General features: G+C 63.5%; 16 protein-coding genes. 8 read left to right on the forward strand and 8 right to left on the reverse strand.

Features of this window, described 5'->3' with window-relative positions; all coding sequences use genetic code 11:
* The first annotated feature begins 9 nt into the window (after nucleotides 1-9).
* Genes AB6804_RS23585 through AB6804_RS23600 form a run of 4 tightly spaced genes read left to right on the forward strand, consistent with a single transcriptional unit; the run spans nucleotide 10 to nucleotide 3,950 of the window.
* Nucleotides 10-948 (forward strand): phosphate acetyltransferase, encoded by a 939-nt coding sequence (locus AB6804_RS23585; protein ID WP_370888535.1) that lies wholly within the window; start codon nucleotides 10-12, stop codon nucleotides 946-948.
* A gap of 4 nt (nucleotides 949-952) precedes the next feature.
* Nucleotides 953-2,146, forward strand: coding sequence for an acetate/propionate family kinase (locus AB6804_RS23590; RefSeq protein WP_370888536.1), 1,194 nt, complete (start codon nucleotides 953-955; stop codon nucleotides 2,144-2,146).
* On the forward strand, nucleotides 2,143-2,925 hold the full coding sequence (gene fabI / locus AB6804_RS23595; RefSeq protein ID WP_370888537.1) for an enoyl-ACP reductase FabI: 783 nt from the start codon (nucleotides 2,143-2,145) through the stop codon (nucleotides 2,923-2,925). Before AB6804_RS23590 ends, fabI begins: the two co-directional genes overlap by 4 nt.
* Before the next feature lie 59 nt (nucleotides 2,926-2,984).
* A complete protein-coding gene (locus AB6804_RS23600) occupies nucleotides 2,985-3,950 on the forward strand; it encodes a hypothetical protein (RefSeq protein WP_370888538.1) in 966 nt (321 codons plus the stop codon).
* Nucleotides 3,951-4,083: 133 nt separating this feature from the next.
* Here AB6804_RS23600 and AB6804_RS23605 read toward each other — a convergent pair whose 3' ends face one another.
* Genes AB6804_RS23605 through AB6804_RS23630 form a run of 6 tightly spaced genes read right to left on the reverse strand, consistent with a single transcriptional unit; the run spans nucleotide 4,084 to nucleotide 13,596 of the window.
* Nucleotides 4,084-4,662 (reverse strand): membrane integrity-associated transporter subunit PqiC, encoded by a 579-nt coding sequence (locus tag AB6804_RS23605; RefSeq protein WP_370888556.1) that lies wholly within the window; start codon nucleotides 4,660-4,662, stop codon nucleotides 4,084-4,086.
* Entirely contained in the window at nucleotides 4,662-6,263 is a 1,602-nt protein-coding gene (locus AB6804_RS23610) for an intermembrane transport protein PqiB (protein WP_370888539.1), read from the reverse strand. The genes AB6804_RS23605 and AB6804_RS23610 overlap by 1 nt, the downstream gene beginning before the upstream one ends.
* Complete coding sequence (locus AB6804_RS23615) at nucleotides 6,260-7,540, reverse strand: paraquat-inducible protein A (RefSeq protein WP_370888540.1); 1,281 nt, start codon at nucleotides 7,538-7,540, stop codon at nucleotides 6,260-6,262. The genes AB6804_RS23610 and AB6804_RS23615 overlap by 4 nt, the downstream gene beginning before the upstream one ends.
* Nucleotides 7,541-7,542: 2 nt before the next feature.
* Nucleotides 7,543-9,030 carry an efflux transporter outer membrane subunit gene (locus tag AB6804_RS23620; RefSeq protein WP_370888541.1) on the reverse strand — a complete coding sequence of 496 codons (1,488 nt, stop codon included), beginning with the start codon at nucleotides 9,028-9,030 and terminating at the stop codon, nucleotides 7,543-7,545.
* 1 nt (nucleotide 9,031) lies between these two features.
* A complete protein-coding gene (locus tag AB6804_RS23625) occupies nucleotides 9,032-12,247 on the reverse strand; it encodes an efflux RND transporter permease subunit (RefSeq protein ID WP_370888542.1) in 3,216 nt (1,071 codons plus the stop codon).
* Nucleotides 12,248-12,306: 59 nt separating this feature from the next.
* Complete coding sequence (locus AB6804_RS23630; protein ID WP_370888543.1) at nucleotides 12,307-13,596, reverse strand: efflux RND transporter periplasmic adaptor subunit; 1,290 nt, start codon at nucleotides 13,594-13,596, stop codon at nucleotides 12,307-12,309.
* A gap of 481 nt (nucleotides 13,597-14,077) precedes the next feature.
* Here AB6804_RS23630 and AB6804_RS23635 point away from each other — a divergent pair, with 481 nt between their 5' ends.
* Nucleotides 14,078-15,181, forward strand: coding sequence for an AI-2E family transporter (locus AB6804_RS23635; RefSeq protein ID WP_370888544.1), 1,104 nt, complete (start codon nucleotides 14,078-14,080; stop codon nucleotides 15,179-15,181).
* Nucleotides 15,182-15,227: 46 nt separating this feature from the next.
* Here the strand turns inward: AB6804_RS23635 and ptsG are convergent, their stop codons facing one another.
* Nucleotides 15,228-17,012: a PTS glucose transporter subunit IIBC gene (ptsG, locus tag AB6804_RS23640; protein ID WP_370888545.1), complete on the reverse strand. Its 1,785-nt coding sequence runs from the start codon at nucleotides 17,010-17,012 to the stop codon at nucleotides 15,228-15,230.
* Nucleotides 17,013-17,056: 44 nt separating this feature from the next.
* Nucleotides 17,057-19,594 (reverse strand): phosphoenolpyruvate--protein phosphotransferase, encoded by a 2,538-nt coding sequence (gene ptsP, locus AB6804_RS23645; protein WP_370888546.1) that lies wholly within the window; start codon nucleotides 19,592-19,594, stop codon nucleotides 17,057-17,059.
* Between the two features lie 192 nt (nucleotides 19,595-19,786).
* Here ptsP and AB6804_RS23650 point away from each other — a divergent pair, with 192 nt between their 5' ends.
* The 3 genes from AB6804_RS23650 to AB6804_RS23660 all read left to right on the forward strand — a co-directional run bounded on the left by AB6804_RS23650 (nucleotide 19,787) and on the right by AB6804_RS23660 (nucleotide 26,159).
* Nucleotides 19,787-20,470, forward strand: coding sequence for a CBS domain-containing protein (locus AB6804_RS23650; RefSeq protein WP_370888547.1), 684 nt, complete (start codon nucleotides 19,787-19,789; stop codon nucleotides 20,468-20,470).
* A gap of 1,002 nt (nucleotides 20,471-21,472) precedes the next feature.
* Nucleotides 21,473-23,389: a type VI secretion system baseplate subunit TssF gene (gene tssF / locus AB6804_RS23655; RefSeq protein WP_370888548.1), complete on the forward strand. Its 1,917-nt coding sequence runs from the start codon at nucleotides 21,473-21,475 to the stop codon at nucleotides 23,387-23,389.
* 16 nt (nucleotides 23,390-23,405) lie between these two features.
* On the forward strand, nucleotides 23,406-26,159 hold the full coding sequence (locus tag AB6804_RS23660; protein ID WP_370888549.1) for a type VI secretion system Vgr family protein: 2,754 nt from the start codon (nucleotides 23,406-23,408) through the stop codon (nucleotides 26,157-26,159).
* Nucleotides 26,160-26,418 lie beyond the last annotated feature (259 nt).

The raw sequence follows: 26,418 nt of genomic DNA on the forward strand, positions 1-26,418 counted from the left end.
GGAGATGATATGGAGCACACGCACGAGAAGTACCAGCGGCTCATCGAAATCTGCAAGACGCTGCCGCCGCTCGCGACCGCGATCGCGCATCCGTGTGACCGCACATCGCTGGAAAGCGCGGTCGAAGCGGCGGCAATGGGGCTGATCAAGCCTTATCTGGTCGGGCCGCGCGAACGTATCCAAGAAGTGGCCGAGGAGCATGGCCTGAAGATCGCCGGCTTTCCTATCGTCGATGCCCCGCACAGCCACGCAGCCGCGAAGCTGGCAGTCGAGCTGGTGCGCGAAGCCAAGGCAGAAGCGTTGATGAAAGGCAGCCTGCATACCGACGAACTGATGGCCGCCGTCGTCGCGCGCGAAGGCGGACTGCGCACCGCGCGGCGCGTGAGTCATTGCTTTCTGATGGACGTGCCGGGCCACGAGAACGTGCTTCTCATCACCGATGCGGCGATCAACATCGCGCCCACGCTTGCGGACAAGGTCGATATCCTGCAAAACGCGATCGATCTGGGCCACGCGCTGCGCATGCCCGAAGTGCGCGTAGCGATTCTCTCCGCGATGGAGACGGTGAACCCGAAGGTGCCATCGACGCTCGAAGCCGCCGCGCTCTGCAAGATGGTGGACCGGCATCAGATCACGGGCGCGCTCGTCGACGGCCCGCTCGCGCTCGACAACGCGATCGACCCCGAAGCCGCGCGTGCCAAGAAGATCGATTCGCCGGTCGCGGGGCGTGCGAACGTGCTGCTCGTTCCCGATCTCGAAGCCGGCAACATGCTCGCGAAGAGCCTGTCGTTTCTCGCGGGTGCGGATGCGGCGGGCATCGTGCTCGGTGCGCGCGTGCCGATCATCCTCACGAGCCGGGCCGACTCGCTGCAATCGCGGCTGGCGTCGTGCGCCGTGGCGTCGCTCGTCGCCGCCAAGCGCGCCGAGGAAGCGCAACTGCTGGGGTAATGCGATGGCCGACCTCATTCTCGTTCTGAACGCGGGTTCGTCGAGCCTGAAGTTCTGCGCGTTCGATGCCGGCGGCTCCGGCGGTCTCGCGCTCGTGGTACACGGGCAGGCCGAAGGGCTCTTCAGTTCGCCGCGCTTCGCCGCGTTCGATGCGCACGGCCAGCCGGCCGGCGAACACGCGTGGGGCGAAGGCGTGCAGCTTTCGCACGCCGAAGCCATCACGCATATCGCTGACTTTCTGCGCGGGCAGGGCGGCGGGCATCGGCTTGTCGCGGTGGGGCATCGCGTGGTGCATGGCGGCGCGCATTTCACGCAGCCGGTGCTCGCCACCGCCGATATCCTCGACGAACTCGAAACGCTCGCGCCGCTCGCGCCGCTGCATCAGCCGCACAACCTGAGGCCGATGCGAATCATCGCAGAGCGCATGCCGTCGATGCCGCAAGTCGCCTGTTTCGACACCGCGTTCCACACGACGCAACCGCCGCTTGCGCAGGCCTTCGCGCTGCCGGAGTCGGTGACGAAGAAGGGTGTGCGGCGCTACGGCTTTCATGGCCTGTCGTATGAGTACATCGCGAGCGTGTTGCCGGATATCGCGCCGGAAGCGGCGACGGGGCGCACCGTGGTCGCGCATTTGGGCAACGGGGCGAGCCTGTGCGCGCTGCGGGCGGGCAGGAGTGTCGCGAGCACGATGGGCTTTACTGCCGTCGACGGTCTCATGATGGGCACCCGCTGCGGCACGCTCGATCCGGGCGTCGTGCTCTATCTGCTCGATGAACTGGGCATGGATGCGCGCGAAATCGAAGACTTGCTGTACCGGCGTTCGGGGCTGCTCGGCGTATCGGGGATCTCGGGCGACATGCGTGCGCTGCTTGCCGCCGACGACGCGCGCGCCGTCTTCGCCATCGACCTCTACGTGTACCGCATCTGCCGCGAGCTCGGGTCGATGGGCGCCGCGCTGCACGGCCTCGATGCGCTCGTCTTCACGGCGGGCATCGGCCAGCATTCGGCGGAGATCCGGCGGCGCGTGTGCGAGGAGGCGCGATGGTGGGGCATCGAACTCGATGACGCCGCCAACGCGCGCGGCGGCCCGCGCGTCAGCACGCCATCGAGCAAGGTCAGCGCGTGGGTCGTGCCGACCAACGAGGAACTGATGATCGCGCGCCATACGCTCGCGTTGACACAAGGAGCATCGGCATGACGCCACTCGCACCGCAACCGCCGCTCAAAGGCGCGAAGGCGCTGGTTACGGGCATCGCCAATGAGCACTCGATCGCGTATGGCTGCGCGAAGGCGTTTCGCGAACTGGGCGCGGAGCTTGCCATCACGTATGCCGGCGACAAGGCGAAGCCTCATGTCGAACCGCTCGCGCGGCAACTGGAAGCGCCGGTGTTCATGGCGCTCGATGCATCGCGGCAAGATGAACTCGATGCGGTCTTCGAGCGCATCGAACGCGAATGGGGCGTGCTCGATATCCTCGTGCATTCGATTGCATGGGCGCCGAAGGACGATCTTCAGGGCGGCTTGCTGAATTGCTCGGCGCAAGGCTTCGCGGCGGCAATGGACATCTCGTGTCATTCGTTCGTGAGGATGGCGCGGCTCGCGGCCCCGCTGATGAAGAACGGCGGCACGATGTTCACGATGAGCTATCACGGCGCGAACAAGGTCGTTCCAAACTACAACGTCATGGGTCCGGTGAAGGCCGCGCTCGAGGCATGCGCGCGCTATCTCGCTTATGAACTCGGTCCGCAGGGCATCCGCGTGCATGCGATATCGCCCGGTCCGCTGAAGACGCGCGCCGCATCGGGGTTGAAGGACTTCGACCTGTTGCTGACCGAGGCCGCCGCGCGTGCGCCGCTCGGTGAACTGGTCGACATCATGGACGTCGGCTTCACGTGCGCGTTTCTCGCGACGCCCTACGCGCGGCGCGTATCAGGAGAGACCCTGTATGTCGATGGCGGCGTGCACATCATGGCATGAACATCCTTCGTCGAATATTCGGAAATGCGAGCGATGATGCGCGCGCTTCGAAAGGGGACGTGCGTGAAGCACTGGACCGCGTCGTGCGGATTGCGCCGCATGTTCGGCTGGCGAATCGCTACGATGCGCGGCTCGCGCCGGTCATCGGCGGGGCGCTGCGTTATGCGCGAGCACTCGTCGATGGCTTGCCCGCGCCGCGCGATGCCAACCCCGCTGCATGGGCCGACGATCCGCATCTGCGGACGATGTTCGCGACGGCGGACGACGTCACGCGAGCCATCGGCAAGTCGCACGAATTGCGCGGCTGGTTCGACGTCCATTACGTCGCGGAGCACGCTTATGCGGTGCTGAGCAGCCGCTTCGTCGAACGACGCGTGCTGGCGGTGGCTCACGAAGGCGGCGTGCTGCGCTCGGATGTGCCGCGCGTCGCGGTGAGCTTCGACGACAAACGCATCCGCATCTTCGACGAGACCGACGCTGCGCTCAGGCACGAGATCGTGCTGCGCGTGGTCGAACAGCTTGCGCTCGAAGGCATGTCTCGCGTCGGCGCAAGGGAAGCGCAGCGCGAGGCGCTACAGGAAGCGCGGGCGCTGCTGTCGGCACGAATGCAGATGCTCGGACGACGCGGCGCGGGGATGTCGGGTTTGAGCGGCGCGTCGTCCGCGTCCGCCGATGCGTCGACGGACGTTGCGCGGCTTCAGCACGATATCGCCGATAACGAAGCCGCGATCGCCGCGCTCGGCTCTCGCGCTGAAGCGGTCGAGCAGCAGCTGGGCGCGATCATCGACGTGTTCGGGGAGCCGTCGAGGTTGATTCGCGTGACGCAGCGCGCGTTGCGTGTGAATCAGATGAACCTGATCGTGGACGAGGGCAGCGACGAGCCCGCCGCCAATGTGACGCTCGAGCTTGCGTATCTGCCGATGCAGCCGCCGGAAACGCGTGCGGTCGAGATCGTGCGGATCGCGCGGCGGGACTTGCCGCCCGCTGGAACCGCGCTCGATGATGCTGTGCGGTGGGTGTTGTGAGGCGGCGCGTGGTCAGGGACTCAATTCAGATAATGACAGCGGGCGTGCCGCCGTGGTACGGCGAGAGACGCGTCGTTGGTCTTCGATCGCAACCGCCAATCGAAGATTTCGCAACAGCATAGCGATCACACCCTCAACGCCCCCCACCCCCCACCGCGCCCGCAATATCCCGGCTAACCCTCCCCAACGCGCGGCTATGCGCCGCCACCAGCGCATCGAAATCCGGCCCCGTCACCGCTTCCCGCACGAGCGAACGCCCCGTCGCCCCCGCATCGTCCATATTGCCGCGCACGCTCCAGCGCGCGTCGATCGTCACCGCATCGCCCGCAATCGATTCAAATTGCTGAATATCCACACGCACCCGCAACGCCTGCGTCTCGGGTATCGCACGCGACGCCACCGCCACCCGGTCCGAGCCAAGCAGGACCGTCAGATCGCCGGCGATCGCATCCGCGATACTGCTCTTGAGCGGCTCGCCCCAGCGCGCGAACTCATTGAGCGCCACTTCGTTGTCCGTGTTGCGCGTCACGATCTGCGGGCGATCCACGAGATCGGGCACCGTCACCGGACCCACGATGACCGGCCGCGCCGGCGGTTGCACAGCCGTCGCCGTCAGCGTGTCGTCCGTGCTCAGCCGATAGAAACTCGCGCGCGGCGACGCGCATGCCGCCAGCATGGCGATGATCGTAAGGGACAGCCACGCAAGGCGCATCACTTCTTGTCCTCCGGTTTTCCGCGCAGCAACGCTTCGGGATGCTCCTGCAGATAATCCGCCAGGCTGCGGAACGACGCCGCCGTGCGCGTCAATTCGCGAATCGCTTCGGTCGTGTCCTGCTGCAAGCCGGAGCCTGGCAGCAAGGTCGATCGCGCGGCGTCGAGCGCGGCGCGCGCGGCCATCAACGTCGTCGCCGCTTGCGGCACGACCTCGGTGTTGAGGTTCTGCATCAGCCGGCTCGTGTTGTCGAGCGTCTGCTGCGCGCTGGCGGTAAGCTGCTCGATCGGCAGCTTGTCGATGCGCGTCATGATGCGGTTGATCGAATCCTGCAGCGAATCGAGTCCGCTCGGCGTCGTCGGCAGTTCGGGCGGCGTGCGGCTCCAGTCGACGCTCGCCTTCTTCGCGGTCGGGAAAAATTCGAGCGCGACGTATAGCTGCCCGGTCAGCAGGCTGCCGGTGCGCAACTGCGCGCGCAAGCCCTGTGCGACGAGCATATCCGCGAGCGCCTTCGGGTCGCTCACCATGCGCCCGCCCTTCGGGCCTGACGCGAAGCGGGACGTGAAACGCTCCGGATACAGCTTCACTTCGACAGGAATGCTGATCCGCCCCGTCGCCGGATCGAATCGGGTATTGATGGCCGATACCTCGCCGATGGGAATGCCCCGGAATTCCACCGGCGCGCCGATTGCGAGGCCGCGCACCGAACCCGTGAAGTTGAACACATAATGCTCGACGATGCGTTCCTGCACACGCAGCGCTTCCGAACGCGTCTGGAACAGCGTGAAGCTCGTATCGGCCGGGGCCTCCGCCCAGCTCAGCGACACGGCGGGCGTTTCGAACGCGAGACCGCCGATCAGCATCGAGACAAGCGACTGCGTGTTGACCTTGAGACCCTCCGTGCTGAGCGTGACATCGAGTCCGCTCGCCTGCCAGAAGCGCGAATCGGCGTTGACGTAGCGGTCGTAGGGCGAATTGATGAACACTTGCAGCGTGACGCCGCTGCCGTCCTTGTCGAGCTCGAACGACGTCACCTGGCCCACTTGCAGCCGGCGGAAATAGACTGGCGCGCCGACATCGATGGAACCGAGATCCGGCGAGCGAAGGATGAACCGCCGCCCCGGCACGTCGCTCGCGAAGACGGGCGGCGTCTCCAGCCCCACGTAGTCGCGCTGCACGTTCTTGTGACGCCCGATATCCATGCCGATATACGCGCCCGACAACAGCGTGCTGATGCCCGACACCGAGCCGCCCGCGACGCGGGGACGCACGACCCAGAAGCGCGTATCGTCGACGAGCATGTTCGCGGCATCGCGCGTCAGCTCGGCCGTCGCGACGACGCGCGTGTAGTCCTTGGAAAGGGCCACCGATTTGACGATGCCGATGTCCACGTCCTTGAACTTGATCTTGGTCTTGCCCGCTTCGAGCCCTTCGCCGGTCTTGAACGTGATGGTCACGACCGGGCCTTTTTGCAGCACTGTCTGCACCGCGAGCCAGATGCCGATCAGCACCGCGAGCGCCGGCACGACCCATATCCACGGGATGCGCCAGCGCTTCTTCGGCACGACTTCGGCATCGGGAAGGTCGCCCGGGGAGCTCATCGCGGCGTCTCCTTCGCATCGCTCGTGTCCCAGATCAGGCGCGGATCGAAGGACATCGCGGCGAGCATCGTCAGCACGACGACCGCGCCGAACGCGATCGCGGCCGGCCCGGCTTCGATCGTCGCCATCGCGCTGAACTGCACGAGCGCGACGAGCACGGCGATCACGTAGATATCGAGCATCGACCAGCGTCCGACCATCTCGACGATGCGGTAGATGCGCGCGCGTTGCGCCGTGTACTGGGTCATGCGCAGATTGACGCTCGCCGCGAGATAGCCGATTGCGAGAATCTTGAGCATCGGCACCGCGATGCTCGCAATGAACACGATGATCGCGAGCGGCCACGACCCCGACGTCCACAGATACGCGACACCGCTCATGATCGTGTCCTTCTGCGCGCCGAAAAGCGAACTGGTGTTCATCACCGGCAGCAGGTTCGCGGGTATGTAGAGCACCGCCGCCGCGATCAGATACGCCCATGTCCGCGAGAGACTCGCCGGCTTGCGCAGATGCAGCCGCGCGCCGCATCGCGGGCAGCACGTATGTTCATGCCGCAGCACGCCGCGCGTGGCGAGACCGCAGTCGTGACAGACGCATATGCCGCTCGACGATGCGGTGCGTCCTTTAAGCGTCGGGCTTTCCGGCATTGCAAGCGATGCACTGTCGACGCCGCGCCACATCGCGCGCTCGTCGAACGCCGACGCCGCCGCGACGAGCAGCAGCATCAGCGCGGCGAGCGACCACAGCGCCGGCCCCGTCACCACCGATGCGATATGCGCGAGCTTCACGACCGCGACGAGGAGGCCGAGCATCAGCACTTCGGTCATGCCCCACTCGCGCGCGATGCGCAAGAGCCGGAACGCCGCGTCCGCACGATACGGCCGCCGGTGCACATGGAGCGGCAACAGCAGCCAGACCATGCCGAGCGCGTGCGCGGCTGGCATCAGTATCGTCGTGACGAAGATCAGTCCCGCAAGCGGCCACATGCCGTCGCGATACAGCACGCGGACCGCGCCGAAGAGCGTCGTCTCGACGAGATCGCCATTGACCGACAATCCGACGATCGGAAACGCATTCGAGATCAGCCACAGCACGCAGGCCGCGATCGCGCAGGCAAGGGCGCGGTCGAAACCGCGCTGGCGCCGCCGGTAGAGCACGGCGCGGCATCGGCAGCAACGCAGCGCGCCGCCGGGCGGCACCGGATGCTCGAACTGGAGCAGGTCGCATTCGGGGCACGCGGTCAGCTCGCGATCCTGCGCCGCCGTGGAGGTTGCCATGTTCATTGCACCGTCGGGGCCGCGGGTGCGGCCGGCTTCGCTCCGTCAGCGGGCGTCGTCGCCGTCTGCGTCGTCATCTGGTCGGCAGTGACGACCCAGCCGCCGCCCATCGCCTTGTACAGCGTGACGAACGATGCCAGGGCCGCCGCATGCGTCTGCGTCTCCGATAGCTGCGCGTTGAAGAGGCTGCGCTCGGCGTCCAGCACTTCGATATAGCTCGTATAGCCGCCTTCGTAGCGCGCCCGCGCGAGCCTTGCGTAGGTCGATAGCGCCGTTACCTGACGGCCCTGCACTTCGAGTTGTTCGTGGAGCTTTTGCGACTGGATGAGCGCGTCGTCGACTTCCTGAAACGCCACCTGTATCGCCTTCTGATACGTGAGCAGCGCCGCGCGTTGCTGCGCTTCCGCCGTCTGCACCTGGCCCGATATGTTGCCCGCCGTGAAGATCGGCTGCGTGACCTGACCCGCGAACGACCACAAGCGCGCCGGCCCGGTGAACAGCGACGAGAATTGCGTGCTCGCGGTGCCGAGCAGTCCCGTCAGCGAGATTTGCGGGAAGTAGAGCGCACGCGCCGCGCCGATCAGCGCGTTCGCCGCGACCAGATCCTGTTCCGCCTGCAAGAGGTCGGGCCGCCGTTCGAGCAGGTCCGACGGCAGGCCTGCCGGTATCACGGGCGTCGCGAGTGCGCCGAGTTGCAAGCCGCGCACGATCGGCCCGGGATTGCTGCCGAGCAGGACCGAGAGCGCGTCTTCCTGCTGCGCGATTTGCGTTTCGAGCTGGGGAATCGTCGCGAGCGAGGCTTCGTATTCGGACTGGCTCTGCGCGAGTTCCATCTGCGAGACTTCGCCGCCTTCGAAGCGCAGCGTGAACACATGCACGGATTCGGCGCGGCTTTCCGTCGTCGCCTTGGCGATCTCGAGTTGCTTGTCGAGACTGCGCAGGTTCAGATACGACGACGCCACCGACGCGACCAGCGAGAGAATCGTCGCGCGCCTGCCTTCTTCGCTCGACAGCAGATTGGCGCGCGCCGCTTCCGTCAGGCGGCGGGTGCGTCCGAACAGATCGAGTTCCCACGCAGCCGACACCGACAACTCGAAGCTGTTATAGACCGGCCCGACGCCGCCCGGCAATTGCTGGAGCGCGCCGAGCGGCGAGCGTTGCCGCGCCGCCGTCGCGCCCGCGCCGATCTGCGGAAACAACGCGGAGCGCGTCGTGACGAACTGCCCCATGAACTGTTCGACGCGCGCCGCCGCGATCTTCACGTCCTTGTTGTTGGCGAGCGCGGTCGCAATCAGTTCGTCCAGAACGGGGTCCTGAAACTGCTTCCACCATTCGGTGTTGGCGGTATCGGCGACATCGGTGGCGGCGAAGCGATAAGTAGCGGGCGTCTCCACGGGCTGGCGAGAATAGTTCGGTCCGAGCAGGCAGCCGCCGAGCGATACGGCGGCGATCACGCCCGACAGTGTGCGAAAAAACCGGTCGGGCCGCATCTCAGTGCCCCTTGTCCGGAGCCGACGGCGTCGCATTCGGGCCGCTTCCGCCGGGTGTGTGGGTATCGGTCGGCGTCGGCGCGGGCACCTGTGCGGCCTTTTTCTTCCTGCGCGTGGACATCGTTTCGAGTCCCCAGAAGAACATCGGAATGAAGAACACGGCGATGGCCGTCGCGCCGAGCATCCCGCCGATCACGCCGGTGCCGATCGAATGCCGGCTGTTCGCCGATGCGCCCGTCGCGATCGCGAGCGGCACGCAGCCGAGGATGAACGCGAGCGATGTCATCACGATCGGACGCAGGCGCTCTTCGGCGGCGGACATCGCAGCGTCGAACACGGACTTGCCGGCCTCCACGTTCAGCACGGCGAACTCGAAGATCAGGATCGCGTTCTTCGCGGCCAGCGCGACGAGCATCGTGAGCCCGATCTGGAAGTACACGTCGTTATTGAGCCCGCGCAAGAGAATCGCGAGCAGCGCGCCGAAGATGGCGAACGGCACGGCCATCAGCACGCCGAGCGGCAGGCTCCACTTCTCGTATTGCGCGGCGAGTATCAGGAACACCATGATGAGCCCGAACACGAAGACGAGGCCCGAGGTGCCGCCCGACTGCTTCGCCTCGTACGCCTCGCCGCTCCACGCGAGGCCGTAGTCGGAAGACAGCCCCGCGCCGACTTCCTCCAGCGCCTGAATCACCTGACCCGACGAATAACCCGGCGCGGCGTTCGCGGTGATCTTCACCGCCGGGAAGTTGTTGAAGCGCGTGATGAGATCCGGCCCGGTCACGTAGCGCGTGGTGACCACGGACTTGAGCGGCACCATGCTGCCGGTCTTGCTCTTCACGAAAATCTGCGTGAGGTCGCCGGGTTTCAGCCGGTACGAAGGCTCCGCCTGGAGAATCACCTGCCACAGCCGGCTCGACCGGTTGAACTGTGAGACATAGAGCGAGCCGAACATCGTCTGCATCGCGCTATAGACGTCTTCGACGGGCACGCCGAGCGTCTCGGCCTTGTCGCGGTCGACGTCGGCGAGCAGTTGCTGCGACGACGCGTTGAAGGTCGATGTGACGCCGGTCAGCTCCGGCCGCGACTTCGCCTTGAGCACGAAATCCTGCACGACGCCCGCGAACTGCGCGATGGTCGTATCGCCCTTGCTCTGTATCCACACTTCGGTGCCGCCCGTCGTGCCGAGACCCGGAATCGACGGCGGATTCAGCGGCACCACGATGCCCTGACTGATCTGCGAAAGCGTCTTGTATGCGTCGACGAGCACGGCGCGTGCGTTTTGCGTGCGGATGTTCGCGGACTTGTAGCGGTCGTCGAAGCTCTTCAGGCCGACGAAGAACGTCGATGCGTTGTTCTTGTTCTGGCTGTCGAGCAGGCTGAAGCCATCGACCGTCGCGATGCTGCCGACGGCCGGCTGCTTCATGAAGTACTCGGTCACGCGATCGGACACCGCGCCCGTGCGGTCGAGCGATGCGGCGTCGGGCATGATGACCGCGCCCAGCAGATAGCCCTGATCTTCGGGCGGAAGGAACGCAGTGGGAATGTCCTTCATCATCACGACGGCGAGCGCGATCATGCCCACGAAGAGCAGCAGCGCGATCACGAAGCGCCGGATGATGAGCCGCACGACGCGCGTATAACCGTGCGTCATCCGCAGGAACTGGTTATCGAACCAGCGGAAGAAGCCTTTCTTCTCGTGATGGCCGGGCTTCAGCAGCAGCGCGGCCAGCGCGGGCGACAGCGTCAGCGCGACGATGCCCGATATCACCACCGATATCGCAATGGTGATGGCGAACTGCTTGTACATCTGCCCGGTGATGCCGCCGAGAAACGCCACCGGCACGAACACCGCGCACAGCACGAGCACGATCGCGACGACCGGCCCGGCCACTTCGTCCATCGCCTTTTTCGCGGCGGTCTTCGGGTCCAGCTTGTTGACCGTCATGTTGCGCTCGACGTTTTCGATCACGACGATCGCATCGTCCACGACGATGCCGATGGCGAGCACCATGCCGAACAGCGTCAGCATGTTGATCGAGAAGCCGAGCGCCTGCATGCCCATGAACGTGCCGACGATGGAGACCGGCACTGCAAGCACCGGAATCAGCGTCGCGCGCAGGCTTTGCAGGAACACGAACACGACGATCACCACGAGCACCACGGCTTCGAAGAACGTGTGCACGACATCGCTGATGGACGCGCGGGTGAACTCGGTCGTGTCCATCGCGATCTGGTAGTCGATGCCTTCCGGGAACGTCTTCTTCATCTCCGCAAGACGCGCGCGCACCTGCTTCGATACGTCGAGCGCGTTCGCGCCCGGCTGCTGATACACCGCTAGCACCGTCGCCGACTTGCCCTGAAAGCGGCTGCGGATCGAGTAATCCTTCTGCCCCAGTTCCGCGCGCCCGACGTCCTTCAGCCGCACGATCGCCGCGCCACCCGATTCCGCGCGAATGATGATGTTCTCGAATTCGGCAGGCTCGGTGAGACGCCCGGTCGTCGTGACCGCGAACGACTGCTCGACCGGCGCGCCCGTCGGCGATTGCCCGAGACGGCCGACCGCGAACTGCTGATTCTGATTGGCGACCGCGCGTTGGATATCGGCGGCGGTGATGCCGAGCTGCGCCATGCGGTCGGGCTTGAGCCAGATGCGCATCGCGTAGTCCGGCGTGCCGAAGATGCTCGACTGATTCGCGCCCGGGATGCGCTTCAGCGCATCGAGCACATAGACGTTCGCGTAATTGGCGATGTAAGTGGCGTCGTAACGCTCGTCGGGCGAATAGATCGCGACGACCATCATGAAGGCCTGCGACTTCTTCTGCACCTGCACGCCTTGCGCCGTCACCGATTGCGGCAGTTGCGGCAACGCGAGGTTCACGCGATTCTGCACGTCCACTTGCGCGAGTTCCGGGTTCGTGCCGATTTCGAAGTACGCGTTGATCGTCAGGTTGCCCGTCGATGAACTCGACGAGCTCATGTAGATCATGTTGTCCGCGCCGTTGACCTGCTGCTCGATCGGCGCGGCCACGTTGTTCGCGACGACGTCGGCGCTCGCGCCCGGATACGTCGCGGAGATGGTGATCTGCGGCGGCGTGATGTCGGGATATTGCGCGGTCGGCAGCGCGAGCATCGTCAGCGCGCCGCCGAGCGTGATGATGATGGAGATGACCGAGGCAAAAATCGGGCGGTCGATGCAGAAATGTGAGATGTTCATTGGCCTTTTCCGCTCGCCGTGGCTCCGCTTATTCGATTAAGCCGCTTAGTCTGGCCTGCTCACTGCTGGCTCTCGCCTGATGCCTTTGCGCTGCCGATCGACGCCTGCGCGCCCGATGCCGACATCGCAGCGGAGGCGGGTGCGGCAGGCGGCGCGCCTTCAGCCGGCGCGCTTACGACGCGCACTTGCGAATCGGCCCCGACGCGGATCGCGCCATCGACGATCACACGCTCGCCCGCGCGCAAGCCGCTGGTAATGAACCAGTCGTCGCCATGCCACTCGCCGACATCGATCACACGCTGATGCGGCTTCGACTGATCGTCGAGCACCCATACGAAGTGGCTTTTCGCGCCTTGCAGCACCGCGCGTTGCGGCACGAGAATCGCGTTCGGCCGCAGCGCCCCCGACACGCGCGCCTTCACGAACTGGCCCGGACGCAGCGTGCCCTTGGGATTCGAAAACGATGCGCGCACGAGGAAGGTGCCCGTCTGCGTGCTGAAGGCCGGATTCGTGAAATCGATCCGCCCGGTCTGCGGATAGACGGAGCCATCGGCCTGAATGACGGTCACATCGAACTTGTTGTCGGGCGGAAAACGCAACTGGCCTTTCTGTATCTGCTCGCGATACGTCAGCAACTCGTTCTCCGAGATGCTGAAGTTCACCCACATCGGGTCGAGCTGATAGACATACGTGAGCAGGCCTGATTGCGTCGGCGTCACGTAACTGCCTTCCTGCACGCGTGCAAAACTGGACAGGCCCTTGAGCGGCGAGCGGATCGTCGTATAGCTCAGATTGAGCTGCGCGGTCTGCACTTCGCCTTGCGCGGCGATCACGGCGGCTTCCGCACTCTTTTCGTTGCCGACGGCGTCGTCGAGATCCTTCTTGCTCAATGCGTTCATCGCGGCGAGCGGCTGCACGCGGCCGAGGTTCTGCTTCGTGACGAGGAGCCGCGCCTGCTGCTGGGACAGCGCGCCCTTGGCCGTTTGCAGGGCGGCCTCGAAGGGGCGCTTGTCCATCAGGAACATGATCTGGTTGGCTTCGACGAGTGCGCCTTCCGTGTACATGCGCTTTTCGAGGAAGCCGTCGACGCGCGCGCGTATCTCGACTTCACGCGAGCTTTGAGTTTGCGCGGTGAATTCGAACTCCACCGGCGTCGTCTTGGTGGCAACCGTCACGACGGTCACATCGACGGCGGCGCGCGGCGCTTCGGCAGGCGGCTTTCTGCAAGCGGCCAGCGAGATCAGCGCCAGCGCGGCGACCGGCAGACACCGATGAGCGCGCATCCGGTGCGTTTCCCGCGATGCCCGCGCGAACCAGCCATTCAGTATTCGTTCCGACACCAACGCCATGAGCGCCTCCCCCGTGGGATGGCCTTAACAGGTTGCGGGCGCAGGGTGGCGCGCTCGCCGTCGATTGCTCGCAGTACGCGGTGAACCACGCGCGAAAACGGATGGACGTGCCGATGTCACCGGACGCGAGCCCCGAGCTTCGAATGTGCCGTCGCTGCCTCCGTTTTCGATGATTTGCGTTATGGCGAGAGAGCCGCTTGCGCGATCGGCATGGGCGGTCACGCTTCGATGCAGTGCGCTGACGAATCTACTAATAGCCGAATACCGATGAAAACGCCATAGGGTTCGTGAGCTTCCGGCAAGCGCCTCTTTCATATCGATTTATGAAACGCTGACTGACAACGTGAATGCTTTCTTGTCCGAAGTAAATGTTTCTTCCTCGCGTGCAAACGTGCCTCGCATGTGCGTTGATCGTCGTGCGCGGCTGTCCTAGACTGGAACGCAGTGCCGGCCAGCCGGCTGCGTCCGGCAGGAGACGACCATGCTGCACCCGCGACCGCTTCAACGTGAGCTGTCCAGAGAGCTGCTCGATGTGTTGATCCGGGTCGGTTTGATCGCGGTGCTCGCGGTGTTCTGCTTTCGCATCTTCGCGCCGTTTCTCAACCTGATGATCTGGGCGCTGATTCTCGCGGTCACGCTCTATCCGCTGCAGACGATGTTGCGCCAGCGCTTCGGCGCGCGTGACGGCCTCGCTGCAACACTGATCGTGCTCGTCGCGTTCGCCGTCGTGCTGGCGCCGACGTGCATGCTCGCGCTCGCGCTCGCGGATTCGGTCGAGCATGCGTTTGCGGTGCTTCGCAGCGAAAGCATCCACGTTCCGCCGCCGGATGCATCGGTGGCAAGCTGGCCGCTCATCGGCCAGCGCGTGTTCGATTTCTGGTCGCAGGCGTCGACCGATCTCGCCGGCGTGCTGCATCGCTTCGCGCCTGAGCTGAAGGTCGCGGGACGCACCGTGCTGGGCACGGTCACGGGCTTCGGCGCGGGGCTCGTGATCTTCTTCGTGGCGCTCATCGTCGCGGGCATCGTGATGGCGCACGGCGAGAAGGGACATCGCAATGCGCTGCAGATCGCCTCGCGCATCTCCGGCGCGGACAACGGGCCACGCATCGTCGAGCTTTGCACGAAGACGATCCGCGCGGTGGCGCAGGGCGTCGTCGGAATCGCTTTCATTCAAACGGTGCTGATCGGTGTCGCGTTCGTGATGATGAAGCTGCCCGGCGCGGGGCTGCTGGCGCTCGCGGTGCTGCTCATCGGCATCATGCAGCTGCCGGCGACGCTCATCACCGGACCGGTCATTGTGTTCGTGATCGTCACCCATGGCGTGAACGTCGCGACCATCGTGTTCTCCGTGTACGTGTTTATCGCGGGACTCGTCGATAACGTGCTGAAGCCGCTGCTGCTCGGGCGCGGCGTTTCCGTGCCGATGCCCGTCGTGCTGATCGGCGCGCTCGGCGGCATGGTGACGAGCGGCGTGATCGGGCTTTTCATCGGACCCGTGATGCTGGCCGTCGGCTATCAGCTTTTCTGGCGCTGGGTGCGGCGCGATCGGGAGGCGGTGACGGCGGCGGAGTCGTCGGGGCCTTGAGATGCGGTTCGCGGGCCGTGTGGTGCTCTGTCGGCGCGCAGCTGTGTCAGCGCATCGCGCCTGCGAGATCGGCCGCGCCGAGTCCGACGATCAAATCGATCTCGCCGTTCGCCAACGGCTGCGTCGCCGGGACGCCCGCCGAGCGGAGCGCGGCGGCGTCGAGCCGCGCCGGGTCCGCGAGCCGCACGCGCAGGCGGGTGAGCGCGAGCGCATCGAGCGAGCCGATGTTGCCCGCACCGCCGAGCGCCGCGCGAATCCGTTCGGCCCGCGCTGACAGATCCGTCATCGCGAGCGCCGGGGGCGCGGCGGCCGTTGCCGTGGCGGGCGGCGCGGCTGCGGCGGCGGCATCTGCAGGCGCGAGATCGGCCTCGCTGCCCGCCGTCTTCATGTATTCCTGCATGTCCGTCTTCATGTTCTCCGAGAGCGGGCCGAAGATCGCCTGCACGCCGTTGCCCATGCGCAGCACGCCCGCCGCGCCGAGCGCCTTCAGCCTGGCATCGTCGACGAGCGCGGGGTTATCGACGGTGATGCGCAAGCGCGTGATGCACGCGTCGAGGCTCGTGATGTTCGAACGTCCGCCGAATGCGAGCACGAGATCGCGTGAGCGTCCGCCGGGGCCTGGCGCAGCGCCGGGTGACGCAGCGTCGGCAACATCGTCTTCGCGGCCGGGCGTCTTCAGATCGAATCGCGAAATGAAGAAGCGGAACACGGCGTAGTAGATCACTGCATAGATCGGACCGAGAAAGAAGACGTACCAGGCGTGCGTCGACTTGTTGCCGATCAGGTTGAACATGACGAAGTCGATGGCCCCTTGCGAGAACGTGAAGCCCATGTGCATGTTGAGCGTGTTCGCGACGAACTGCGCCAGCGCCGCGAGGCACGCATGGACCAGATAGAGCACCGGCGCGACGAACAGGAACGCGAACTCGATCGGCTCGGTGATGCCGGTCAGAAACGACGTGAGCGCCGCCGACACCATCATGCCGCCGACCGCGACTTTCTTTTCGGGCTTCGCGCAATGCCAGATGGCGATTGCCGCGGCGGGCAGGCCGAACATCTTGAAGATGAAAGCGCCCGAGAGGATGCCGGCGGTCGGGTCCCCGGCGAAGAAGCGGTTGATGTCGCCGTGAACGATCTTCCCTGTCGCCGGATCGAGGAAGCTGCCGGCTTCGAAGAAGAACGGCACGTTCCAGATGTGATGCAGCCCGAACGGAATCAGCAGCCGTTCGACGAAACCGTAGATGGTCGCCGCCATGCGCGGATCGGACACCGCCGCCCAGTGCGAGAACGCCTTGATGAGCCCGCCGATCGGCGGCCATACGACGGAAAGGATAGCGCCCAGCACGATAGCGCCGATGGCCGTCACGATCGGCACGAAGCGTTTGCCCGCGAAGAAGCCGAGATAGGGCGGCAGGGAAATCTTGTAATAGCGGTTGAACATCCAGGCGGCGAGCCCGCCCGCGAGAATGCCGCCGAACACGCCGGTCTGGATCGACGGAATGCCCATGATGGCGTCCGTCTCGACGCCTTGCGCTTTCGCGATCACGCCGAGCGTCGCCGTCATCACGAGAAAGCCGATGGTCGCGGCGATGCCCGACACGCCGTCGTTCTCGGTGAAGCCGAGCGCGACGCCGATGGCAAAGATGAGCGGCAGGTTCGCGAAGATGACATCGCCCGCGTTGCGCATCAGCGCGAGCACGATGGCGGGCACGTGGCCGTGGAAATCGGTGGCGCCGAGGCCGAGCAGCAGACCCGCGACGGGCAGCACGGCAACGGGCAGCATCAACGACTTGCCGACTTTCTGCACGACGCCGAAGGCATTCTTGAACATGGCGATCGCTCCGGATCCGGACGAGGATGGCGTGTGGACGCGCTTCAGCCCGCGTAAGGCGCGAGACGTGCGCGGACTTCGGCGGCCGTGCCGAGCGCGAGGACATCGGCGGCGAGGGCGCGGGCTTCGTCGAGGGTGAAGCGCGCGAGCTGCGCCTTGATCGAGCCGACGGCGGGCACGCTGACCGACAACTCGTCGATGCCGATGCCGACGAGCACGGGCACCGCCATCGCGTCCGATGCGATGCCGCCGCACACACCGACCCACGCGCCATGCCGGTGCGCGCCCTCGACGGTCATCTGCATCAGCCGCAGCACGGCCGGATGCAGCGCGTCGGCTTGCCGCGCGAGCTTCGGATGACCGCGATCCATCGCGAGCGTGTATTGCGTCAGATCGTTCGTGCCGATCGAGAAAAAGTCGACTTCGCGCGCGAGCGGCTCCGCGATCAGCGCGGCGGCCGGCACTTCGATCATCACGCCGACCTTCACCTCGCTCGCATGATCGCCCGCTTCTTCGCGCAACATCTGCCGCGCCGCGCGCACTTCCTCGATCGTCGTGATCATCGGAAACATCACGTGCAGCTTGCCGATGGACGCCGCGCGCAGAATCGCGCGCAGTTGCGTGCGGAACATGTCGGGACGGTCGAGGCTCACGCGCACGCCGCGCAAGCCGAGGAACGGGTTGTCCTCGTGCGGCAGCGGCAGATAGGAAAGCGGCTTGTCGCCGCCGACATCGAGCGTTCGCACGACGAGCGTCCGTTCGCGGCCCAACGCTTCGGCCACGGCGCAATAGGCGGCGGCCTGCTCGTCTTCGCCCGGGGCGGTGTCGCGGTTGTCGAAAAGAAACTCCGAGCGCAACAGGCCCACGCCTTCCGCGCCCGCCGCGACGGCATCGCGCGCCTCCTGGGCATTGCGGATGTTCGCGGCCACTTCCACGCGATGACCATCCGCCGTCATGGCGGGCTTGCTCGCGGCAAGCTGCTCCTGTTCGCGCCGCGCCGCCTGCCGCGCGATGCCGTCGCGTGCAGCTTTCAGTTCCGCAGCGTCCGGATTGCGGCGCAAGATGCCGCGTGAGCCGTCGAGCACGACGAGCGTGCCGTCGGCGAGTTGCAGCGCGTCTTCGTCGATGCCGCAGATAGCCGGAATGCCGAGCGAGCGCGCGAGTATGGCGACATGGCTCGTTGCGCCGCCGGTTGTCGTGCAGAAGCCGCGCACCTTCTCGCGGTCGAGCGACGCCGTGTCCGACGGCGACAACTCCTCCGCGACGAGGATCGAATCGGCCGGCACGCCGATGCGCGCCTCTTTCACCCCGGCGATGAGCGCGAGCACGCGGCGTCCGACATCGCGGATATCGCTTGCCCGTTCGCGCAGCAACGCATCGTCGAGTGCTTCGAGGCTCGCGGCTTGTTGCTGGAAAGCCTCGCGCCACGCGAAGGCCGCGCTTTTGCCGGTGCTGACGCCGGCGATCGCGAGATCGTTGAGATCGGGATCGTCGAGCAGTTCGAGATGCGCGTCGATAATCTGCGCCTTCGGGCCGCTCAACTTGAGCTTCAGTGATTCGATCTGCTGGCGCGCGTCGTGCAGGGCGGCGTCGAGCCGGGCGCGCTCGCGCTGCGGGGATTCGCCGGTTTCGGCGACATCGATCACTTCCTGGCGGAACTGGACGATGGCGCCGACCGCGATTCCCGGCGACGCGGAAACGCCCGTGAACTCGTTCGCGTCGGTGCGCGTCGCGCGCAGCACTTCGGGCGCGGGTGGCGCGCCTGCGTCTGCTGCTTTCGGAACGGGCGCATCGGCGGCTTTCTCGCCCGAGCCGGCGGCGAGCAGGGCGGTGAGCGCGGCGGCGGCGGCTCCCGCATCGGGACCGGTGGCTTCGACGCGCACCTTGTCGCCCATGCGCGTGACGAGCTTCATGATCGACACGACCGACTTCGCGTTCGCGCTATCGCAGCCGCGCACGAGACGGATGTCGCATTTGAACTTCTTCGCTTCGCTCGCGACGACCGCCGCGGGCCGCGCGTGCAGCCCGGCCGGATTCGGCAGCGCGACTTCATCGGAGACGACGGCGCTGCTGGTGTCGTCGCCCGATGCGCCCCGCGCCGCGCCGACGAACTCCACCGACAGTGCGACCTCCTTGCCCGCCGTGACGATGCCTGTCGCGGGTTCGTAGCGCGTCACGAGTTCGCCACTGGCGATGACCATTTGCGTAAGCAGGCTGACCGCTCTGGCGCCGACGAAGAGCGGATCGAAACGGATCAATGGCTGGCCGGTTGCGACCGTGTCGCCTTCGCGCACGAGCGCCGTGAAGCCTTCGCCGCGCAGCATGACGGTGTCGAGGCCGATGTGGATCAGCACTTCGATGCCGCTGTCGCCCGTCACGGTGACGGCGTGCGCGGCGCGGTGCAGCTGGGTGATCTTGCCGGCGAGGGGAGCGAGCAGTTGGTCGGAGACCGGGTCGATGGAGACGCCGTCGCCGACCATCTTTTGGGCGAATACCGGATCGGGCACGGATTCGATCGGGACCATGACGCCGGAGAGCGGCGCCATCAGCGCGACCCGCGTCGAACGCTGTGGAGCTTTCATGGGAACGACTCCTTGGCCGCGGACGGTTCGCAGTCGCGGACGTGAGACGTACTGGAAGATGCCTGCAAAGTGCTTTCACGATCCTGAGTCGAATCATAGGCAAAAGATTCGTGTTTTGCGCATCGAATGCGTATAACGTAGGAATCGATTTCCTTCCGGTTCGATGTCCTTTCGGTTTCGATGGAGCCAGACATGCAAGCATCCGACATCATGACGAAGTCAATTATTTCTGCGAGTCCTGAAATGTCGGTGCGCGACGCGGCGGGGACGATGGTCTTCGCGGGCATCAGCGGGATGCCTGTCATCGACGAGGAGGGCAAGCTGCTTGGCATCGTCACCGAGGGCGATTTGATGCATCGCGCGGAGCTTGGAACGGGACTGAAGGATCGCGCGTGGTGGCTGGAGATGCTGCCGTCGGCGCGCGACATGGCGAGTCAGTACGTGAAGGAGCACGCGCGGAAGGTGAAGGACGTGATGTCGACGGACGTGGCGACGATCACGGAATCGTGCCCGATCGGGGACATCGCCGATCTGTTTGCACAGCGGCATATCAAGCGAGTGCCCGTGATGCGCGATGGCCGCGTGGTCGGCGTGATCAGCCGGGCGAATCTGATTCGCGCGCTGGTGACGAGGACGCCATGTCCGCCCGATGCCGGGGAATGCGACGACTCCGCGCTGCGTGACGCGGTGCTGCTGGCGATGGAAGGGCATCCGTGGGCGATTGCGCGTGAGAGCGTGGTCGTCGAGCAGGGGACGGTGCATTTATGGGGTGCTGTGAAGAGCGCGGAAGAGGGGAATGCGCTGAGGGTCGCGGCAGAGAACGTGGCGGGGGTGCGGGGGGTGGTGACGCATTTTGGGGAGGGGGAGGGGGAGTGAAGGGGTCGACGTAGCCTCTTTTCAGTCTTGACCTTGCGGGGCACCGGGGTGTTGGGAATTGGTGCGTATTGCTTACGAAGAAACCCCTGAATCTCGCGCACATTACGCCTCGGGCATACATGGCGAGGATCTCGCGGGCAGAGTCAGTGAAGCGTCGATAGTGCTTAGGAATCGCAACCGGCTCGAAGCTGACGTTGCGGTTGGGTGGCACCTCGATGCGAGCACTGTTGGCGACCTGTGGCGTTACGCTGGTTACTGTCTGCGGTCGGCTTGGCGGCGCCGGGTGGCTGGCCGAAGTGGTGACCCATCTTGCGCACCGCCTTGCTCGATTAGCGCGTTCTTCTGGCCAAAGTCGCAGTATTGACCGCGTGAGCCGCCAAGCGGATGCTTGGCTTGGTGTGGGAGCATCAGGTGTTCTTGGGCGCGTTTTTTGCCTTGAAGGCGGAGCCTTCCGCAACCCACTTGAGTTAGATGAACTAAGAGACCACAGCGCTTATCAAGTATCCCGTGTAGTTGCGGACGGTGCGCGGCAGCGTTCCGACGTGCGCACGACCTCGCCCCTTTTCCTATGCTCGTTAATTCGGTGCATGACAACGCTACTTATCATTGGACTAGCCCAGCGAAGTCAGCGACGCTCGCTAGCCACCGCGTGTTGCACACGGACATTCGCGCTTCCTTTTGGAGCTTCTTTGCGACTGGTTGCGTCACGACCATTAAGAAAATATGTGCCGCCTTTTGATATCACTGTGCTTTTCAAGCGCTGGCTGATCGCAAACAATGCAAAGTTTTGTGAAATTGTGGCCTGGCCGGCTACTCCGCAGTGGTCGCTTGAGATAAATTCCCTCCAACTTGGCGCATCGCGAACGAATCGTGCCGGTAGTTTCAGTTCGGCTGGGGAGAGGCCGTCTCGAACGAACGCGCTGCCAAATCGGTCTATCGATGACTGGTGAGAGCTCGTGCTGACCAACTATATAAGACCTGCAGCGTTCGGGTGGAACGGCCATGGATCCGGAAATTCGTGAGTACTACCAACGGGAATCTCATTACATCATCGAGTCGTTCGGTGTGTTTGCCCACACGTATCCTAAGATCGCAGGCAGGCTCGGTGCGCAGGCAGGCGATGTGAGAGACCGCTACGCAATGCGTCTGCTCCAGGGTTTTGCCTTCGTCGCCGCGCGATCGCAGATGCGTATCGATCGCTGGTCTTTGGATATTCCACTGCGAACACTCGAGCGCGTCAACCCAAATTTTGCAGCACCTCTACCATCGGTAGCGGTAGCGCGGTTTTATCCCGACGCGCAGGCCGCGCACAATCCGCATGGACTTACTTTGCAGCGGGGCACCCAATTAACGCCGCATACGAAGGTTCGGGGTCCGAGTGCCGAATTTCGCACCAGCCAGCCTGTGACCGTCTGGCCTATCGAGATAGCCACGGTGCGCGCAACCGGCGTCCCCGCCGATATTCCTTCTTTGTACCGGTTTGTGAGCGAGAGTCAGCGTTCCGCTCGCGTGTGCGGCGCATTGCGTTTGCGGCTAGCCACGCTCAACGGCATGCCGTTCTGCAAGCTGGAAGGGCTCAACCGGCTTCCGATTTATCTCAGCGGCGACGAGCGCCTCGCGTCCCGTCTTTTCGAATTGATTCATACCTCCGTGATCGGAATAGTTATGGGGGTGCCCGGTCAGTTCGAGACGGGCGAGGTCTTTGGGGCGAGGTTGCCTGGCAGACCCTATATGAACGTGGAATACGAGGGTTTGAAGTCCGGCGAGAGTATGTTGCGTCCGGTCATTCAGCAATTCCACGGATGCATGCTGGTGCATGAGTTCTTTGCGCTGCCCGCGCGGTTCTGGTTCTTTGCACTCACTGGTTTGGCTGCCGGTCTAAAACGGATCCGCGGTCCCGAAGTCGAGATCGTGCTCCTGCTCTCGTGTGAGGTGGCGTCTTTGGACCAGCAAATCGATGTGACGCAGTTTGCGTTGTTTTGTACTCCCGTCTCGAACCTGTTTCCGAAGACCACCACGCGGCTAGCGATCGACGGAAAGAAGACTGAGCACAGGATCACGCCAATTACCGACGCACCCGACGATTACGAAGTGCATTCGGTCGATCTTGTTTCGGGGCAGGTCGAAAAGGACTCAGAGAAAGTCGTCTTTCAGCCTCTTGATACGGCGCTCCCTGACGATACGCTACGTCAACCACGCTATTTCATGCTGTGGCGTGAACTGGACGTCAGTGCTGACAACGAACGCCGCTATGAGGTCCGTCAGCAGTTCGTGCACACCCGCACGCGCTTGAAGTTGTTCGGCTTGGATGGGGAGCCAGACGACAGCGGCGTTCAGTACGTCACCTTGCAGACATGGCTGACTAATGGCGAGTTGCCGTGCATGCTGCCCAGTGACGGGATTAACGATCTCGTAGTCAAGGATGCCAAGGCTGTGGCGTCCGTTGGCTTCGTTCGCGGGCCGACTGTACCCAAGCCACCCTTGGCGCTTGGCGCGCGCGGCCAGACCGCCTGGGCGCTGGTGCGCCAGCTTCAACTCGAATTGGCGATATTCGACGATGAGTTCGACGAATCGAAGCCAGGGGAAGGCCTACGCCAAATGTTGCTTCCTTATCTGGGTGCAGGTGACCCCACGATGGCGCGCTGGCTCGACAGCCTTATCGGTGCAAGCGTGATGCCTGTGTACGACATGCACCCCATTGACAACGAGTTGCAGCTCACGCGCGGCATGGCGATCACGCTTACATTTGATGAACACCGGCTGGATGGATGGTCGCCGTTCACGTTTGCGCTCGCGCTCGAGCGGTACGTGGCGCGGCATGTTTCTTCGCATAGCTTCACGCGCACCGTGCTGCAGACGCGGCAGCGGGGTGTGATTTTCACTTGGCCGACACGTAACGGCATGCGCGGCGTTTTCTGAGAAAGAGGTTTATAAGATGGCTTGGAACAATCAGCCGCGCACCTTGGCAGTGGCCAGCGATGCGTTCCCGAAATACTTCGGGCAGGATATCTTCGAGGCCGCCCGCTTGAGCGGGGTCGAGAAGCTCGGCAAGCTTTACGACTACTTGGTTGACGTTTCGACTATTGAAGCCAGTGGCTTGTACGTAAACGAGATGCACAAGTACGTCGATGTGAACACGCTCATCGGCAAGCGGCTCTGCGTGAAGATCGCAATCGAAGGTTGCGATGGTGCAGACGAAGCAAACGTCGGTGCCGAGGTGCGCGAAATCATCGGGATCATTTCCGAGGCAACGTGTCTGGGCTCCGACGAGCGGCGCGTGTTCTACCGCTTCCGTCTACGGCCCGCCTTATGGCTAGCAAGCTTGAATCGCGAAAATCGTACTTTCAGAGATATGGACGTACGAGAGATTTCGGACGAGATTCTTAAACCATATCCTCTAAGCGTCCGATGGAAGTTGCTGGGTGCGTTCAACGGACACGGACCCTATCCTAAACGCGACTACCAACGGCAATTCTGGGAGTCGGACTGGAGCTATCTCGATCGCCTGTGGCAAGAGTGGGGCATAACGTTTTACTTCGATGGCGATACGCTGGTACTTATGGACAATCAGGGCTACCCAATGCAGGGACCGGCCTACGAGACAATCCGTTACCTCGAACGGGACGGTCAGCGCATCGATGAAGAGCATATTCACAAGCTGAAGTACTCACGCGGACTCACCACTGGAAAGGTCGCGGTGATCGACTACGACTACACCCGATCTACCGCACGGCTCGAACGAACCACGTCGAATCACCGGGACGCGACACACGACAACGCCGAAGAGTACGCCTGGGCGGACTATGCGCAGCCGCAACAAGGTGCGATGGGGCTCAACGCGCCGCATAACAACGAAGAGTTCGAAGCCGATCACCTGGCGACGGTTAGAGCCGACGCGCACCGCAATAAGTCGCTGCGCATCAAGGCGGAAGGCAATTTGCGCGGCGTCCGAGCCGGGCGGCAGTTCAGTCTGATAGGGCACCCGGTCGCACCCGTGAACCGGCGATACCTTGTAGTTGCCACAAAGCTCGAGATTGTGAACAACGACATGCGTACGCAAAGCGGGGAACTGACGCGTGAGTACACATGCCGGACCAGGTTCACAGCGCAGCCCTCCGACCACGTTTACCGCACGCCACTGAAGGCGAAGAAGCCGCGTGCCTTCGCTGAAAAGGCGGTGGTGACGGGCTATGAGAACAAGGGCGTGCTGAGCGATGCAATGGCGCGCATCCGCATTTGGTTCGTATGGGACCGGGTGAACTCGCGCGACGAGAACGCGTCTTGCTGGGTGCCGCTCGCGCAGGTGTGGCAGGGACAGCGCTATGGAGCGATGTGGATTCCCCGCGTGAGAGATCATGTATATGTCGGTTACCTGAACTCGGATCCAGACAGGCCATTCATTCTAGGCAGCCACGTGACGGACGGTAACGAGGCGCCTTGGGATCTATACGCGAATCATGCGCTTTCGGGCTGGCGCAGCCAAGACCTGGATGGGATGTACAAGGGGTCGAACATGGTGGTGACGGACGACACGCCGGGCCAACTGCAGGTGCAGGTGGCGAGCGATTATGCGAACTCACGGCTAGTGTTGGGGTACAACACCCACATCGATGGAGACAAAGGGCGACAGAAGGCGCGAGGGGAAGGGTTCGAATTGGCAACCGAAGCGCATGGCGTCGTTCGGGCGAATCGAGGCGTTTTAGTCACCACCGAAGCGAAGTCAGGGGCGTCTGCTCCGGCCAAAGACATTCCGCAAACCGTCCAGAGGCTTCAGGAAGCAAGCCATCACCATAAGCAGTTGGCTCATCTCGCACAACAGCATGGAGCTCAGTTGTCTCAGGCTGACCAAAGCGAAATTGCCAGCACCCTTGATGCACAAACCGATGCGATCAAAGGCAGTCTCACTAACGAATATGGAAGTTTTCCCGAACTCGGTCGTCCCGATATTGTGCTGTCCAGTGCATCGGGTATAGCGATGTCAGCATCTTCGCATACTCACATCGCGAGCAACCAAAACATTGCGCTTACATCCGGTTCAAACGTTGCGATCGCCAGTGAGAAGTCATTTTTTGCAAGTATTCGAGAGCGTCTAGCAATATTCGTCCAAAAGTTTGGAATTAAATTGATTGCTGCATCTGGGCAGGTCGATATTGCAGCGCAAAAAGGCGATATCGAAATTGTAGCAAATCAGGTGCTCAAGCTAATCAGCGAGAAGAAGCGTATTGAAATCGCCGCTGCTGAGGAAATCCTGTTGCATGCTCGAGGTAGTTATATCCGTATAAACGGCGCGGGTATCGAACATGGAACGTTGGGAAACTGGACAGCCTATGCGGCCAGTCATGACTTTCCAGAACAAAGAAGGCTGCCGTCGCAAGGCTGTTTTCCTGGAATGCCAGAACCGTATAGTAATCGTCTTGACGTTTACGATGACTATTGGCTAGCCGATTTTGACAGCGTTAAATACATAGCGCGTCGCGCGAGCGGAGAGGTCGTGGAAAGTGGATTACTCGACGAGCATGGACGGACGGCACGAATATACACTGAAACCGCTGAGGAACTGGACCTTCTGGTTGGACCGAGTGGAGGCTGGCTTGTCGAATCAAGCGGAAATGGCGCATTCGAAAGTCCCGACGCGGGCAAAGAGGGCGAACATAGCTACGTTAATAGAAATTATGAGGTGTTCCCGTGACTAAAAATTTAAACAATCATAGCTCACAAGAAGTAAGCCTCATTTCTAACGTCTCACTGCGGCTGCAAGACCGATTGGGAGGCGCGATTCAGGGGCTAGAGATTGAGATTCGAGGATTAGGCGAAAAGGCGAAGGATGTATACCACGCTTCGAGCACTGACGCGCACGGTTTAATGCAATTTGGCCTCTTTTGAATTCTCAGTGGGTGGTTTGGCGGGTCAAGGGCGAGCGTAAGGTCCGCGCAGCGAACCCTTGAGGC

This window comes from Caballeronia sp. RCC_10 (assembly GCF_041360715.1).
GTDB lineage: Bacteria > Pseudomonadota > Gammaproteobacteria > Burkholderiales > Burkholderiaceae > Caballeronia > Caballeronia grimmiae.